Source organism: Klebsiella grimontii, assembly GCF_042137965.1.
GTDB lineage: Bacteria > Pseudomonadota > Gammaproteobacteria > Enterobacterales > Enterobacteriaceae > Klebsiella > Klebsiella grimontii.
The window spans coordinates 602,578-617,163 of record NZ_CP169721.1 but is presented as its reverse complement, the minus strand read 5'-3'; the positions used below and the strand labels follow the sequence as shown (position 1 = coordinate 617,163).

Sequence of the window (14,586 nt, the reverse complement as noted above, 5' to 3'; positions counted from 1 at the left end):
ATGTTTAGCGAAATCATGCGTTATATCCTCGATCTTGGTCCAACGGTGATGCTGCCGATCGTGATCATCATCTTCTCCAAAATACTGGGGATGAAGCTCGGGGACTGTTTTAAATCAGGCCTTCATATCGGGATTGGTTTCGTCGGTATCGGCCTGGTCATCGGCCTGATGCTCGACTCTATCGGCCCGGCGGCGAAAGCGATGGCGGAGCATTTCCAGATTAACCTGCACGTGATTGATATTGGTTGGCCAGGGTCGTCGCCGATGACCTGGGCATCGCAAATCGCACTGGTGGCGATTCCTATCGCTATCGCAGTCAACATCTTCATGCTGGTGACCCGGATGACTCGCGTTGTGAACGTCGATATCTGGAACATTTGGCATATGACCTTTACCGGTGCAATGCTGCATATCGCCACCGGCTCTTACTGGATCGGTATTCTCGGCGTGGTGGTACATGCGGCTTTCGTCTACAAGCTCGGCGACTGGTTTGCGAAGGATACCCGCGACTTTTTCGGCCTTGAGGGTATCGCTATTCCGCACGGTAGCTCGGCGTATCTAGGGCCAATAGCCGTGCTGGTCGATACGATTATTGAGAAAATCCCCGGCCTGAACCGCATTCACTTCAGCGCTGACGATATCCAGAAGCGCTTCGGCCCGTTCGGCGAGCCGGTCACCGTTGGTTTCGTGATGGGTCTGGTCATCGGCGCGCTGGCGGGCTACGACCTGAAGGGTATCCTCCAGCTGGCGGTGAAAACCGCCGCCGTAATGCTGCTGATGCCGCGCGTTATCAAACCTATCATGGACGGCCTGAACCCGATTGCCAAACAGGCGCGTAAACGCCTTCAGGCAAAATTCGGCGGCCAGGATTTCCTGATTGGCCTCGATCCTGCGCTGCTGCTTGGCCATACCTCGGTCGTGTCCGCCAGTCTGATCTTTATTCCGCTCAGTATTCTGATCGCGGTCGTGGTGCCAGGCAACCAGGTCCTGCCGTTCGGCGACCTCGCAACCATTGGATTCTTCGTCGCCATGGCGGTTGCAGTGCACCAGGGGAACCTGTTCCGTACGCTAATTTCCGGGATCATCCTGATGGGGATCACGCTATGGATTGCGACGCAAACCATCGGCCTGCATACCCAACTGGCGGCTAACGCTGGCGCTCTGAAGGCGGGAGGCCTTGTGGCCTCCATGGACCAGGGCGGTTCGCCGATTACCTGGCTACTCATTCAGCTCTTCACCTGGCAAAACGTGGTGGGTTTTGCGGTTATCGGTGTCATCTATGTTGCCGGCGTGCTGCTGACGTGGCGCCGGGCTCGCAACTTTGCCGCCGCAGAGAAAGCGGCCACCGCGCAACAAAGCCCAAGCATTTCTTAACCTCAAGGGGGAGCATCCGCTCCCCCGGACATTTCTGGAGAATTATATGCAATCAGTGGTAATCCATGCTGAGGGGACAGTGCGTGTTGAAGAACGCCCGATACCGACTCTGCAAACGGAAAACGATGTCCTGGTCAAAGTCGTCAGCTCCGGATTGTGCGGTTCTGATATTCCGCGCATCTTCGCCAAAGGCGCACACTACTACCCCATCACCCTGGGTCATGAGTTCAGCGGTTACGTTGAATCTTACGGCTCCGCGGTGACCGATCTGCAGCCTGGCGACGCAGTGGCCTGCGTGCCTCTGCTTCCCTGCTTTAACTGCCCGCAGTGCCAGCGTGAATATTTCTCTCTTTGCAAGCAGTACCAGTTTGTCGGTTCGCGTAGCGAAGGCGGCAATGCGGAGTATGTGGTGGTTAAGCGCGCCAACCTGTTCCGTCTGCCGGATCGGATGCCGATTGATGACGGCGCGTTTATTGAACCGATGACCGTCGGCCTGCACGCCTTCCATCTGGCTCAGGGCTGCGAAGGAAAAAACGTCATTATTATTGGCGCAGGCACGATTGGTCTGCTGGCGCTGCAGTGCGCCCGCGAACTGGGCGCCAAAAGCATTACGGCAATCGATATCAATCCGCAGAGGCTGGCGCTGGCAAAAACGCTCGGCGCAACGTACGTCTTTAACAGCAAAGAGATGAGCAGCAAAGAGATTCAAACGGCGCTGGAAGAGATTCAGTTCGACCAATTGGTGCTGGAAACCGCCGGTACGCCGCAAACCGTGGCGCTGGGTATTGAGGTCGCCGGACCGCGAGCGCAGCTGGCGCTGGTGGGCACGCTGCACCACGATTTGACGCTGCTCTCCGCCACCTTTGGCCAGATTCTGCGTAAAGAGCTGACTATCGTCGGCAGTTGGATGAACTACTCAGGTCCGTGGCCGGGAAAAGAGTGGCAAACGGCGGTTCGCCTGCTGACGGAAAAACGCATTCAGCTTGCTCCGCTTATCGCCCATATCGGCAATGCAGAAAGCTTTGCCCGCGAAGTTCAGGCGCTGAACGGCGCGCCGATGCAGGGGAAAATTCTGCTAAAACTTTCCTGATCGACTGAGCCAGCAATCAGAGCTGGCTCACATAACCTTTCGAAAATTATCGTTCAACTTTCATTACCCTTCGATTACACTAAGATCAGTTAATTATCAGGCAAATTAATATGAACTCATTTGAGCGAAGGAACAAAATCGTCGAAATGGTTAATGCGCAGGGTAGCGTATTGGTACTGGACCTTTCGAATCTCTTTGGCATCTCCGAAGTGACTATTCGGGCCGATCTCCGTTTGCTGGAGGAAAAGGGGTTACTCACCCGCTTTCATGGCGGCGCCGCGAGGCCTGGCAGTAATTTGACCGAAGGAGATAATCTGGAAGTGGTACTTGAAGACCGTTATCAGCTGGCCAGCGATCCGAAAAAGCGGATCGCTCAGGCGGCGGTAGCGATGATTAGCGAAGGCATGACGGTGATCCTGGATAGCGGCAGCACTACTCTGCTGATTGCCGAGGCGCTGGTACGTATGACCAATATTACGGTAATTACCAACAGTCTGCCCGCGGCGTTTACGCTATCAGAAAACAAAGATATCACGCTGGTCGTGTGCGGTGGCACCGTGCGCCATAAAACGCACTCGATGCACGGCACCATCGCTGAACGCTCGCTTCAGGGTATCAGTGCCGATTTGATGTTCGTCGGCGCGGACGGTATCGACACCATCAACGGCATCACGACCTTCAACGAAGGCTACTCCATCAGCGGCGTCATGGCCGCCGCGGCGCATAAGGTGGTAGCAGTGCTGGATGCCAGCAAATTTAATCGTCGCGGGTTCAACCAGGTTCTGCCGATGGAGAAAATAAACTGCGTCATTACCGACAGCGGAATAAACGATGAGTATCGGAAGGCATTAAAAAGTACCCGGATTGAGTTACACATCGTATAGAAAATAAGGCAGATGCGGTGACATCTGCCCTATTGACCATCACGTTTTGTACGCTGATAACCCGCTAAAGAATGCGCCAGGCTCCCCTTTTTTTTGCGCCGGTCCGCTGTAATCTTCCCTTTTGCTGCAGCGTCTTCAGATACCGCTCAACGGTTCTGGCAGAAACATCCATTTCCTGAGCCATGTCTTTCGCGGTACGCGTGGGTTCTTTGGACAAAAGCTTGAGGATCCGTTCCTCAACGGCCGCCAGCATTTCCACTTTTTCTTCCGACATTTTTTCCGACATTTCTTCCGACAGAGAAGCGGTTTGTCCCATGCCATCTTTCAACGCGATAACCATATTTTCCAGCATAAATTCAATAAACGGCGTGCTGTCACTCTGGCTATCACACATCCCTAAAACCTGGTAATAGCGCTCCTGCTGATAATGCATCAACGTTTCAACTGGTAGCCAGGCAAGCTCCGCGCGCCACTGGCTAAGAATTAAGGTTTGCCACAGGCGTCCCATTCGGCCATTACCATCGGCAAATGGATGGATAAACTCAAATTCGTAGTGGAAGACAGCTCCAGCGATAAGCGGATGAATGTCAGTGACTTTCAGCCATAGCAGCAACTCGTTTATCAAACGCTCGACCTGAGAGGCGGGGGGAGCCATATGAACCAGTCGGGTATCCCGGTAGATCCCTACATCTCCGTCACGCAGCTGGCCAGGGTTATCAACCAGCCCTATCATCAGCGTCCGGTGGGCGGTCAAAAGATCGGTTAACCGGTGGCTTTTCCATGCAGGCATTTTTTCATATGCCAGAATAGCGTTTCTCACTTCCTGAATATCTTTTGCTGGCGCAAGAACACGTTTACCCTCCACTAGCGCAGTGACCTGATCGGTACTCAGGCTGTTATGCTCTATCGCCAGCGACGCCTGAATCGTACGAATACGATTCTCTTTTCGCAGAAGGGGGGAGGCTCGTCCCGTTTGAGCCGACCAGTGCCCTAACAGCTCACCAATCTCAACAACCAGATTGAGAATGGCAGGAGTAATGCTAAACGGCGGCTGGTAATGACTCATGAGGTTAGTCTCCCTGCTGCTCCAGGGCATACTTATACAGCGCATTTTTCTTCACGCCGTGGATTTCCGCGGCCAGCGCGGCGGCTTTTTTCAGCGGCAGCTCGGCCTGCAGCAGGGCCAGCGTACGCAGCGCTACCGCCGGCAGCGCCTCTTCCTGCGCTTTAAAACCTTCTACGATCAGCACCATCTCGCCTTTACGGCGATTTTCGTCCTCTTTCACCCACGCCAGCAGCTCGCCGATCGGCGCCCCGTGAATCGATTCCCAGGTTTTGGTCAGCTCGCGCGCCAGCACCACGTAGCGGGACTCGCCCAGCACGGTACAAATATCTTCCAGGCTTTCCAGCAGGCGGTGGGTGGATTCATAAAAAATAATCGTCCGCGGCTCTTCTTCCAGCGCCTTCAGCGTATCGCGACGGCCTTTGGATTTGGCGGGTAAAAAGCCTTCATAGCAAAAACGATCCGAAGGCAGGCCGGCTGCGCTCAGCGCCGCAATCGCCGCACAGGGTCCGGGCAGCGGCACCACGCGGATATTGGCCTCGCGGCAGGTGCGCACCAGATGATAGCCGGGGTCGTTAATCAGCGGCGTTCCGGCGTCGGAAACCAGCGCGATGTTTTGCCCCGCTTTAAGCTTCGCGACCAGCGTTTCCGCCTTTTGCTGCTCGTTGTGGTCGTGAAGCGCGAATAAACGGGCATTGATCGCAAAATGCTGCAGCAGCAAACCGGTATGGCGGGTATCTTCCGCCGCAACTAAATCAACGGCTTGCAGCACTTCCAGCGCGCGCTGCGTGATATCAGACAGATTCCCTATCGGAGTGGGCACAATAAAGAGCTGTCCCTGAGAATTATCTGCTGATTCGTGTTGTTTCATTGTCTCGTCCGTATTGCCGAATTAATATTGAGCATTGAGCCAAAAAAATATCACTGGACACATATGGTACCGTCAACATTTCTTCGTTCTAAACCCGTGCGTTGTCTGCCCGTACTGCTGGCCGCTCTGATCTTTGCCGGCTGCGGTACCCATACCCCGGACCAAAGCACGGCGTATTTGCAGGGTACGGCCCAGGCAGACTCCAGTTACTATCTGCAACAGATGCAGCAAAGCGCGAATGATAGCAAGACCAACTGGCAATTACTCGCCATTCGTGCACTGCTGAAGGAAGGTAAGAAACCGCAGGCGGTCGATCTGTTCAATCAGCTGCCGTCTAACCTCAACGCCGCGCAAAGTCGCGAAAGGTCGCTGCTGGCGGTTGAAGTGAAGCTGGCGCAGAACGATTTCCAGGGCGCGCAGACGCTGCTCAGCAAGCTCGACCCGGCAAGCCTTGAGCAGAATCAGCAGCCCCGCTACTGGCAGGCGCAAATTGACGCCAGCCAGGGTCAACCCTCGCTGAACCTGCTGCGGGCCCTGATTGCCCAGCAGCCGCTGTTAAGCCTGCCTGCGCAAAAGCAGAAAAACATCGACGCGACCTGGAAAGCGCTCACCGCCATGACCAAAGATCAGGCCAACGCGCTGGTCATTAACGCCGACGAGAACGTCCTGCAGGGCTGGCTGGATCTGCAGCGCATGTGGTTTGATAACCGCAACGACCCGACGATGCTCAAGGCGGGGGTGAAAGACTGGCAGACCCGCTACCCGCAAAACCCGGGGGCGAAAATGCTGCCGACGCAGTTAGTGAATATGCAGAACTACCAGGCCGCATCGACCAATAAAATCGCCCTGCTGCTGCCGTTAAACGGCCAGGCGGCGATTTTTGGCCGTACCATCCAGCAGGGCTTTGAAGCGGCGAAGAACGGCGCGCCTGCCGTTGCAGGAAGCGCGGTGCCCGCCCAGGTCGCCCAGGTCGCCCAGGCGGCGAATGTTGCCGAAAGCGCGGTGGTCAGCCCATCGCAGGCGGAGGTCACCGATCTGACGACAACCAATAACGCCCAGCCCCCGGTACAGACGCCAGCGGCCGACCAGGCGCAACCCGCGGCGCCGGTCACCGCGCCGGCGGCAGTACAAGCCTCGACGCCGGAGGCCACCAGCCAGCCGGCGGAAGCGCCACAGGCTCAGGCGGTCGCCGCAACGCCAGCCAACCCTTCGGCAGAACTGAAAATCTACGACACGACCACTCAGCCAATGAGCCAGCTGCTGGCCCAGGTGCAGCAGGACGGCGCGACCCTCGTTGTCGGTCCGCTGCTGAAAGATAACGTCGAAGATGTCATCAAGAGCAATACCTCGCTGAACGTGCTGGCGCTCAATCAGCCGGAGAAAATCGAAAGCCGGGCCAATATCTGCTATTTCGCCCTCTCGCCGGAAGATGAAGCCCGCGACGCGGCGCATCACATTCACGATCAGGGCAAACAGACTCCGCTGCTGCTGGTGCCGCGCGGCGCCCTTGGCGATCGGGTAGTTACCGCCTTCGCCAACGAGTGGCTGAAGCTGGGTGGCGGTACGGTGCTGCAACAGCGCCTGGGCTCCACCGCCGAGCTGCGCGGCAGCGTTAACAGCGGTATCTCGTTAAGCGGTACGCCGGTCTCAACCCTGCCGTCAGGTCAGGACAGCGCCCTGGGCAGCCCGAGCGATGTGCCGGTCAGCAGCACCGGCGGCGTCGACGCCGCGTATATCCTGGCCACGCCAGAACAAATTGCCTACATCAAGCCGATGATCGCCCTGCGTAACGGTAGCCAGAGCGGTGTGACGTTGTACGCCAGCTCCCGCAGCGCCCAGGGGACTTCCGGCCCGGACTTCCGCCTGGAAATGGAAGGCCTGCAATATAGCGAGATCCCGATGCTGGCGGGAAGTAACCCTGCCCTGCAGCAGCAGGCGCTGGCGGCCGTTCGTAACGATTACTCGCTGGCGCGTCTGTACGCCATGGGCGCCGACGCCTGGTCACTGGCCAACCATTTCTCGCAGATGCGCCAGGTTCCCGGCTTTGAGCTGAACGGCAATACCGGCGATCTTACGGCCACGCAGGATTGCGTGATCAACAGGAAACTGTCATGGCTCAAATACCAGGGTGGGCAAATCGTCGCGGCCAACTAAGTAAACAGACCGGCGACGCCTGGGAAATCCAGGCGCGCCGCTGGCTGGAGAGCCAGGGTCTGCATTTTATCGCCGCCAACGTCCGCGAGCGCGGCGGCGAGATTGACCTCATTATGCGCGACGGCAGCGTTACCGTGTTTGTCGAAGTGCGCTATCGTCGCAGCGCAAACTACGGCGATGCCGCCTCCAGCGTCACGCCGCAAAAGCAACAACGACTGCTCAAAGCCGCGCGTCTGTGGCTCTGCCGACAGAATGGGAGCTTTGAGACTGTGGATTGCCGTTTCGATGTGGTAGCCTTCACCGGAAACGACATCCAGTGGCTAAAAAACGCCTTTGGCGAATAGCGTAAATGAATTAAGGGATCCCGTGCTCGACAGAATCAAAGCCTGCTTCACCGAAAGCATTCAAACCCAAATTGCAGCAGCGGAAGCACTCCCGGACGCCATCTCCCGTGCGGCGATGACGCTCGTTCAGTCGCTGCTGAACGGCAACAAAATCCTCTGTTGTGGTAATGGCACTTCCGCCGCCAACGCACAGCATTTTGCTGCCAGTATGATTAATCGTTTTGAAACAGAGCGTCCTGGTTTACCCGCCATTGCACTAAATACCGATAATGTGGTCTTAACCGCAATTGCCAACGATCGCCTGCATGACGAAATCTATGCTAAGCAGGTGCGTGCGTTGGGACACGCCGGCGACGTGCTGCTGGCGATTTCTACGCGCGGCAACAGCCGGGACATTGTGAAAGCCGTGGAAGCGGCGGTCACCCGCGATATGACTATCGTGGCGTTAACCGGTTATGACGGCGGTGAACTGGCTGGCCTGTTAGGGCAGCAGGACGTCGAAATCCGCATTCCCTCACATCGCAGCGCGCGAATTCAGGAAATGCACATGCTCACCGTCAACTGTCTGTGCGATTTGATCGATAACACGCTTTTTCCACACCAGGACGATTAAGGAGAACACATGAAGGCTCTCTCGCCCCTCGCCATTCTGCTGTCTGCGCTACTGCTTCAGGGATGCGTTGCCGCCGCGGTAGTCGGAACGGCAGCAGTCGGCACTAAAGCCGCGACGGACCCGCGTACGGTAGGTACTCAGGTGGACGACAGCACGCTGGAGCTGCGCGTCAACAGCGCGCTGTCGAAAGATGAACAAATCAAGAAACAGGCCCGTATCAACGTGACCGCCTACCAGGGTAAAGTCCTGCTGACCGGGCAGTCTCCAACCTCCGATCTCTCCGCGCGCGCGAAGCAAATCGCTATGGGCGTAGAAGGGACAACGGAAGTGTTTAACGAAGTGCGTCAGGGCCAGCCGATCGGCTTAGGCACCGCGTCTTCGGATACCTGGATCACCACCAAAGTCCGCTCTCAGCTGCTGGGTACCGACCAGGTGAAATCCTCCAACGTGAAGGTGACAACCGAAAACGGCGAAGTGTTCCTGATGGGTCTGGTCACCGACCGTGAAGGACGCGCGGCGGCGGATATCGCCAGCCGGGTGAGCGGCGTGTCTCGCGTGACCACCGCCTTTACCTATATCAAGTAAGCGCTCTGCCTCCCGGCTTGCGCTACGCTGAGCCGGGCGACAAAGCCACGCGGTCTGCATTTGTAGATCCCGCAACTCTTTTAGCTGACGCCGCCCTCTGCCCCTTTATCCCGGAGGCGGCGCTGCTCGCCTGTCCGGGCTACCGGCCCACAGCCGACGGCGAACCCGTAGCCTGGGTAAGGCGTTTACGCCGCAACCCGGGAAAATATCAGATTAAAGCCAACCCGCCTGCTACCGCGCCGCACAGCGCCACCAGTCCGCCGGTCAGCCACAGCGCCTTCGCCGGGAACGCTTTACGCAGCATAATCAGCGACGGTACGCTAACAGCAGGCAGCGTAATCAGCAGCGCCAGCGCGGGCGCCACGCCCATTCCAGCCAGCATCATGGTCTGCACAATCGGGATCTCCGCCGCCGTCGGTATGACAAACAGGCAGCCGGCAATCGCCATGGCAATCACCCAGAACAACGTATTATCCACCACGCCATCGGCGTGAGGGAATAGCCACACCCGCGCGGCGCCCAGCACCAGAACCGCCAGAATATAAACCGGGATGGTATTCCAGAACAGCGTCCACAGCGCGCGTAGCCAGCGGCTGAAGAAGCCGCCCTGCGCGGTTTCCGCCAGCAATTCAGGCACATCTGCGGGCTGCGTCGCCGCTTCTTTCACCCATTTCTGCACCAGCGTGGCGACCACCAGTACGGTCGCCAGTCCGGCCAGCAGGCGAATCAGCGCGAACTGCCAGCCCAGCACAAAGCCCATGAATACCAGCGTCGCCGGGTTGAGCAGCGGATTGCCCAGCCAGAATGCCAGCGCGCCGCCCATGGAGACCTGCTGTTTACGCATGCCCGCCGCCACCGGCGCGGCGCAGCAGGTACACATCATCCCCGGCAGAGAGAACGCGGCCCCCAGCAGCGTGCCGCGAAAGCGCGACTGCCCCAACGTGCGCAGCAGCCAGTCACGCGGGATCAGCACCTGAATAAGCGATCCCAGCAGCACGCCTAATACCGCCGCTTTCCATACCGCCAGGAAATAGACCAGCGCGTAATCCCAGGCCGCGGCTAAAGGGTTCGCGTCAGCGTTAGCGAGGATAGATTTACCGATACTGTGCGTCTCGGCGGCGGTAAAAGCTTTGCCGTAGTAGGGCTGCCATTTGACGAACCACAGGCCGACGATAACAACGAGAAAAAAGAGCGCGGGCTTCCACCATTGAAACGGTGCTGCCGCCTGAGATGAAGACTGACCAGCCATAGCATTCCCCAGGGAGTGTCATGTTAAATTGAGGCCATGAATACTACGCTTTCAGGGAAATTTTGGAAATTATTAATCCCCTGACCGCGCCGCTCTCTCACGAAGCTGCGATGACGAGAGAATCTGTACGCCTTCATGTGTTGGCGATAGCGACTCCGCGAGCAGTGCGCTCGCTACGTCCCGCGCGTCTATCGATTTCAGGTTCCCCGGCAGGAGGCGGAAGAGCGGCGCAAACAGGGTCTCACTGGTCCGCTGCTTTTCCCGTTCGCCTATCAGCATGGACGGGCGAGCAATGGTCAACCGCGGCCACTGCTGCGCAATCAGCGCCTCTTCCATCTCGCCTTTTACCCGATTGTAGAAAAAGGGCGAATGAGCGTTCGCCCCCATCGCGCTGACCACCAGCATATGCTGCGCGCCCAGCCTTTTCCCCACCAGCGCGGTATCAATGACCAGCGTATAATCGGCATGCACAAACGCCTCTTTGCTCCCCGCTTCCCGGCGGGTAGTTCCCAGGCAGCAGAAAACGATATCGATCGGATCGACCACCTGCGCCAGGGCATCCGTAAGCTGCGGATCGTGCGGGTTAAATACGCCGGCGATATCGGCCAGCGGCCGACGCGTGGGCGCGGCAATGGATTTAATCGCCGGCGCGTTAAGCAGCATTCGTAGTAAGTGACCGCCAACTAACCCGGTCGCTCCCGTTAACAGTACCTGACTCATCGAAACTCCTTTGCAGACTTTTCTGCCTTGCGATCCCCGGCTCATGTTCCAGGCTTAATACTCTACGAGGTAATTATCCATCATCATCAGGGAAATGCCTCATTCCACACCGAAACACTGGAGGAAGAATGAGTAAGAAGATAGCCGTATTAATTACCGACGACTTTGAAGATTCAGAATTTACCTCACCGGCTGACGCCTACCGTCTTGCCGGCCACGAGGTGGTCACGATTGAAAAACAGGCGGGGAAGAAGGTAAAAGGGAAAAAAGGGGAAGCCGAAGTCGTTATCGATAAAGCCATTGATGACGTCAGTCCTGCGGACTTTGACGCCTTACTGCTGCCGGGCGGATATTCACCGGACTCGCTGCGCGGCGACGAACGCTTTGTCACCTTCACCCGCGATTTTGTCAACAGCGGCAAACCGGTCTTCGCCATCTGCCACGGTCCGCAGCTGTTGATTAGCGCCGATGTGATTCGCGGGCGTAAGCTGACGGCCGTGAAACCTATCATTATCGACGTGAAAAACGCCGGCGGCGAATTCTATGACCAGGAAGTGGTTATCGACAACGAGCAGCTGGTGACCAGCCGAACCCCGGACGACCTGCCGGCGTTTAATCGTGAAGCCTTACGCCTGCTCGGCGCCTGACTCACGCAGCCAGTGCAGCTTTTTACCAAAGCCCAGCGTGTTATCGGTGAACTTGATCTCATCGGGTCGAATCTCCCAGACGGGCGCCGATAGCATGCGGGCCACCGGAAAACGGCTAACGTAGCGCTTACGCATCGCCGCCTCTTCTTCCCCGGCCAGGCGGCGAATTTTGCCTTTAAACTGCACGCCGCGGATCAGCGCGACGGTTTTCGGCTGCCCGTTGACCGTCCCGGCTACGTTGGTGCCTTCCCCGGTCATTTGGCCGTGGCGCGTTTTTTCATCGCTGAGCAGATAAAATGCGACCTGCTGCGGGTCATAGACGTAAAAGGCGTTGGCGCACCATAGCTCGTCATCGCGGGCGACGCACCAGGTGACGACGTGCTGTTTGCCCAGCCAGCGGCTGATAGCAGCGAGCGTATCCATCTTTACTCTCCAGTATGTTATGGTGCTCACACCTTAACATAGCGATCTCTGTACCGTGTGCTGGTTTCTCTATCTGATTCGTACCGCCGATAATCGCCTCTATACCGGGATTACCACCGATGTCGCACGCCGCTTTTGCCAGCACCAGGACGGCAGGGGCGCGAAAGCGCTGCGTGGCAAAGGAGAGCTTCAACTGGCCTTTAGCAAGGAAGTTGGTGAACGCTCACTAGCGTTGCGTCTTGAATATCGTATCAAGCAGCTAACGAAGCGCCAGAAAGAGCGCCTCGTTGCCGGGGACGGTTCATTTGAGGCGCTGCTGGAAAGCCTCAGAAGCGATTAAAGTGGTCGCTATATTCGACCAGCCCGCTCACGCCGTTCAGCGCGTCATCGGCCAGACGATGAACCTGGAAAGCCTCGGCGCTATTGGGCCAGCGGCAGCGCAGATCGAAACGCGCCGCCGGTTCAAAGCCCAGACGGCCATAGAGCGCCGGATCGCCAAGCGTCACGACGGCGGCATAGCCAAACTCGTTCAGGGAATCAAGCCCTTCATAGACCAGCTGACGCCCGATGCCCTGACCGCGGTAGCTTTCATCGACCGCCAGCGGAGCCAGTCCGACCCACTGCAGCTCTTCGCCTTCGACGGCGACCGGGCTAAAGGCCACGTAGCCTACGACCTGACCTTCGTCATCCGTCGCCACCACGCCCAGCGTGATCAGGCCATCTTCACGTAGACTGTGCACCAGCTGCGCTTCCGCGTCGCCGCTAAAGGTACGACGCAATAAAGCATCGATTCCCGGCGCATCAATCCCAATCTCTACTCGAATCAGCATGCCTCACCTACCGATGTCTGTTCAGGTTTCTGCGGGCCTTTCAGGCCAGCTTCAACAAAGTCCGCCAGCTGCAGCAGCATGATGCGCAGCGCCTTCGGCATCTGCTCCAGCTCAATGGCATCCATCAGGTTTTTTACATACAGTCCCAGCTCGGTATCGCCTTCGATAACCAGGCGACGCTGGAAGAACAGCGTATCCGGATCCTGCTTACGCGCCGCAATCATCAGCAGGTCGCTGGCGTCGGCGCTGAAGCTGACGTCCGCTTCGGCCGCAGGGCTGACCACCAGACGCCCATCAACCACCGAGGTATACCACAGCAGACCGATGTCGCGCACATGAATACTTAACCAGCGCCCCTCGAGAAAATCCAGTTCCCCATCCGCCAGCGCCTGGCGAAATTGCCAGCTTAATACTTGTTCCAGCACCTGGCGCTTGAGGGCAAATGGCGCCAGCTTAACCGGCACGCTCATCATCGACGGGCCAAAGTGAACCAGTTTGGAACGCAGTTTATCCAACACAAGCTTTACTCCATGAATGCAATAGTTCCTCTATTGTGCCATATCAAATAAACGACATAGCGGCGTAAATCAACAAAATCACGATGCCGGGCCGCTGGTCTTGATTCCGCCAATACGCTTTTAACTGCCTCAAATCAAAAATTGTCACCAGAAGGTTAACTAAAATCCCAGCTCATTAACCATCCAGCGTCCCTGACGGGCCGCGTTTTTCAGGAAAAATTATGGAGCTGCTCTGCCCAGCCGGTAACCTTCCGGCGCTTAAGGCGGCCATCGAAAACGGCGCCGATGCCGTCTATATCGGGCTGAAAGATGACACCAACGCCCGCCACTTTGCCGGCCTTAATTTCACCGAAAAGAAACTGCAGGAAGCCGTCAGCTTTGTGCATCAGCATCGTCGCAAACTGCATATTGCCATTAACACCTTCGCCCATCCTGATGGTTATGCCCGCTGGCAGCGCGCGGTCGACATGGCGGCGCAGCTGGGCGCCGATGCGCTAATCCTCGCCGATATCGCGATGCTGGAATACGCCGCCGAGCGTTACCCGCATATTGAGCGTCACGTTTCCGTTCAGGCTTCGGCCACCAACGAAGAGGCGGTGAAGTTTTATCATCGCAATTTCGACGTCGCCCGCGTGGTGCTGCCGCGCGTGCTGTCGATTCACCAGGTCAAACAGCTGGCGCGCGCCACGCCTGTGCCGCTGGAGGTTTTCGCCTTCGGCAGCCTGTGCATTATGGCGGAAGGACGCTGCTACCTTTCCTCCTACCTCACCGGCGAATCGCCGAATACCGTTGGCGCCTGTTCGCCGGCGCGCTTCGTGCGCTGGCAGCAAACGCCGCAGGGCCTGGAATCACGCCTTAACGAAGTGTTGATCGACCGCTACCGGGATGGTGAAAACGCCGGTTATCCCACCCTCTGCAAGGGGCGTTATCTGGTCGACGGCGAGCGCTACCACGCGCTGGAAGAGCCCACCAGCCTGAACACCCTGGAGCTGCTGCCGGAACTGATGGCGGCAAATATTGCCTCGGTGAAAATTGAAGGCCGCCAGCGCAGCCCGGCCTACGTCACCCAGGTGGCGAAGGTCTGGCGTCAGGCGATCGATCGCTGCAAAGCCGATCCGCAAAACTTCGTGCCGCAGTCCGCGTGGATGGAAACCCTCGGTTCCATGTCCGAAGGAACGCAAACCACCCTTGGCGCTTATCACCGTAAATGGCAGTGAGAAC

17 protein-coding genes are annotated in these 14,586 nt (G+C 57.5%); 10 read left to right on the top strand and 7 right to left on the bottom strand.

From position 1 onward, the window contains the following. The 3 genes from ACE3MN_RS02980 to ACE3MN_RS02970 all read left to right on the top strand — a co-directional run bounded on the left by ACE3MN_RS02980 (window position 1) and on the right by ACE3MN_RS02970 (window position 3,348). Window positions 1-1,374: a galactitol-specific PTS transporter subunit IIC gene (locus tag ACE3MN_RS02980; RefSeq protein ID WP_024358729.1), complete on the top strand. Its 1,374-nt coding sequence runs from the start codon at window positions 1-3 to the stop codon at window positions 1,372-1,374. A 46-nt stretch (window positions 1,375-1,420) separates the two neighbouring features. Beyond that, complete coding sequence (gatD, locus tag ACE3MN_RS02975) at window positions 1,421-2,464, top strand: galactitol-1-phosphate 5-dehydrogenase (protein WP_024358730.1); 1,044 nt, start codon at window positions 1,421-1,423, stop codon at window positions 2,462-2,464. A gap of 110 nt (window positions 2,465-2,574) precedes the next feature. Further along, window positions 2,575-3,348 (top strand): DeoR/GlpR family DNA-binding transcription regulator, encoded by a 774-nt coding sequence (locus ACE3MN_RS02970; protein ID WP_024358731.1) that lies wholly within the window; start codon window positions 2,575-2,577, stop codon window positions 3,346-3,348. Window positions 3,349-3,412: 64 nt separating this feature from the next. Here the strand turns inward: ACE3MN_RS02970 and ACE3MN_RS02965 are convergent, their stop codons facing one another. Beyond that, entirely contained in the window at window positions 3,413-4,414 is a 1,002-nt protein-coding gene (locus ACE3MN_RS02965; protein WP_004135869.1) for a Fic family protein, read from the bottom strand. Window positions 4,415-4,418: 4 nt separating this feature from the next. After that, window positions 4,419-5,282: a 16S rRNA (cytidine(1402)-2'-O)-methyltransferase gene (gene rsmI / locus ACE3MN_RS02960; protein ID WP_004135868.1), complete on the bottom strand. Its 864-nt coding sequence runs from the start codon at window positions 5,280-5,282 to the stop codon at window positions 4,419-4,421. Between the two features lie 63 nt (window positions 5,283-5,345). On the opposite strand from rsmI, the gene ACE3MN_RS02955 reads away from it, so the two are divergent. From ACE3MN_RS02955 to dolP, 4 genes are read left to right on the top strand one after another with little or no spacing between them, the layout of a single operon-like run. Beyond that, complete coding sequence (locus ACE3MN_RS02955; protein WP_024358732.1) at window positions 5,346-7,436, top strand: penicillin-binding protein activator; 2,091 nt, start codon at window positions 5,346-5,348, stop codon at window positions 7,434-7,436. Beyond that, a complete protein-coding gene (locus ACE3MN_RS02950) occupies window positions 7,394-7,780 on the top strand; it encodes a YraN family protein (protein WP_024358733.1) in 387 nt (128 codons plus the stop codon). The genes ACE3MN_RS02955 and ACE3MN_RS02950 overlap by 43 nt, the downstream gene beginning before the upstream one ends. Window positions 7,781-7,802: 22 nt before the next feature. Continuing rightward, complete coding sequence (diaA, locus tag ACE3MN_RS02945) at window positions 7,803-8,393, top strand: DnaA initiator-associating protein DiaA (RefSeq protein WP_002918211.1); 591 nt, start codon at window positions 7,803-7,805, stop codon at window positions 8,391-8,393. 9 nt (window positions 8,394-8,402) lie between these two features. Continuing rightward, window positions 8,403-8,978 (top strand): division/outer membrane stress-associated lipid-binding lipoprotein, encoded by a 576-nt coding sequence (dolP, locus tag ACE3MN_RS02940; protein WP_004125578.1) that lies wholly within the window; start codon window positions 8,403-8,405, stop codon window positions 8,976-8,978. Window positions 8,979-9,186: 208 nt separating this feature from the next. On the opposite strand, the gene ACE3MN_RS02935 is transcribed toward dolP, so the two are convergent. Then, window positions 9,187-10,227 carry a permease gene (locus ACE3MN_RS02935; protein WP_102650360.1) on the bottom strand — a complete coding sequence of 347 codons (1,041 nt, stop codon included), beginning with the start codon at window positions 10,225-10,227 and terminating at the stop codon, window positions 9,187-9,189. 72 nt (window positions 10,228-10,299) lie between these two features. Continuing rightward, window positions 10,300-10,947 carry an NAD(P)H-binding protein gene (locus ACE3MN_RS02930; RefSeq protein WP_024358734.1) on the bottom strand — a complete coding sequence of 216 codons (648 nt, stop codon included), beginning with the start codon at window positions 10,945-10,947 and terminating at the stop codon, window positions 10,300-10,302. Between the two features lie 128 nt (window positions 10,948-11,075). Here ACE3MN_RS02930 and ACE3MN_RS02925 point away from each other — a divergent pair, with 128 nt between their 5' ends. Further along, on the top strand, window positions 11,076-11,594 hold the full coding sequence (locus ACE3MN_RS02925; RefSeq protein ID WP_024358735.1) for a type 1 glutamine amidotransferase domain-containing protein: 519 nt from the start codon (window positions 11,076-11,078) through the stop codon (window positions 11,592-11,594). Here ACE3MN_RS02925 and ACE3MN_RS02920 read toward each other — a convergent pair. Then, complete coding sequence (locus ACE3MN_RS02920) at window positions 11,574-12,017, bottom strand: YhbP family protein (protein ID WP_102650359.1); 444 nt, start codon at window positions 12,015-12,017, stop codon at window positions 11,574-11,576. The two genes, ACE3MN_RS02925 and ACE3MN_RS02920, sit on opposite strands and share 21 nt — an antisense overlap. A 55-nt stretch (window positions 12,018-12,072) precedes the next feature. On the opposite strand from ACE3MN_RS02920, the gene ACE3MN_RS02915 reads away from it, so the two are divergent. After that, window positions 12,073-12,357: a GIY-YIG nuclease family protein gene (locus ACE3MN_RS02915; protein WP_004139877.1), complete on the top strand. Its 285-nt coding sequence runs from the start codon at window positions 12,073-12,075 to the stop codon at window positions 12,355-12,357. On the opposite strand, the gene ACE3MN_RS02910 is transcribed toward ACE3MN_RS02915, so the two are convergent. Both ACE3MN_RS02910 and ACE3MN_RS02905 read right to left on the bottom strand, forming a co-directional pair. Next, a complete protein-coding gene (locus tag ACE3MN_RS02910; protein ID WP_102650358.1) occupies window positions 12,344-12,847 on the bottom strand; it encodes a GNAT family N-acetyltransferase in 504 nt (167 codons plus the stop codon). The two genes, ACE3MN_RS02915 and ACE3MN_RS02910, sit on opposite strands and share 14 nt — an antisense overlap. Continuing rightward, window positions 12,841-13,365 (bottom strand): SCP2 domain-containing protein, encoded by a 525-nt coding sequence (locus ACE3MN_RS02905; protein WP_004125595.1) that lies wholly within the window; start codon window positions 13,363-13,365, stop codon window positions 12,841-12,843. Before ACE3MN_RS02905 ends, ACE3MN_RS02910 begins: the two co-directional genes overlap by 7 nt. Window positions 13,366-13,586: 221 nt before the next feature. Here ACE3MN_RS02905 and ACE3MN_RS02900 point away from each other — a divergent pair, with 221 nt between their 5' ends. After that, entirely contained in the window at window positions 13,587-14,582 is a 996-nt protein-coding gene (locus ACE3MN_RS02900) for a peptidase U32 family protein (protein WP_004106058.1), read from the top strand. Window positions 14,583-14,586: the final 4 nt, after the last annotated feature.